Annotated in this window: 1 protein-coding gene; it reads right to left on the bottom strand. The window is 37.5% G+C overall.

All coding sequences use genetic code 11. The annotated features are described in order from the left end of the window. On the bottom strand, positions 1-360 hold a 360-nt coding region (locus tag C1631_RS23825), incomplete at both ends, for a T9SS type A sorting domain-containing protein (protein ID WP_133248978.1).

The raw sequence follows: 360 nt of genomic DNA, 5'->3' as shown, positions 1-360 counted from the left end.
TTAGCATTGGCTGTTTTGTTGGTATCCGTTTTTATCGTAACCAGGTAAGCTCCCTGCACCAGTGCCTGAGTATTTATTTTAGTCACTTTATTCTTCGTTTTAAGATTCTGAAGCTGTCTTCCACTCATATCGTACAATAAAATCTCTGCTTCTTTGAAATCGAAACCGATTTCTACGTAAGCATACTCTGAAACAGGGTTTGGATAGATCTTAATATCATATTTTGGGATCATTTGATCTACCTGTTTATCGCCTAGCTTTATAATCTTCCAGTTTTCTTTTCCTAATTCTGTAGCGCTGGTTCCGGCAAGGATAATAGAGCCGTCTCTGTTCAGTTTAATATCTGAAAGTCTCTCTTCT

Origin of the sequence: Chryseobacterium phosphatilyticum, from assembly GCF_002899825.2 — a bacterium.
GTDB classification, from domain to species: Bacteria; Bacteroidota; Bacteroidia; order Flavobacteriales; family Weeksellaceae; genus Chryseobacterium; species Chryseobacterium phosphatilyticum.
This window is presented reverse-complemented; position numbering and strand designations above follow the sequence as displayed.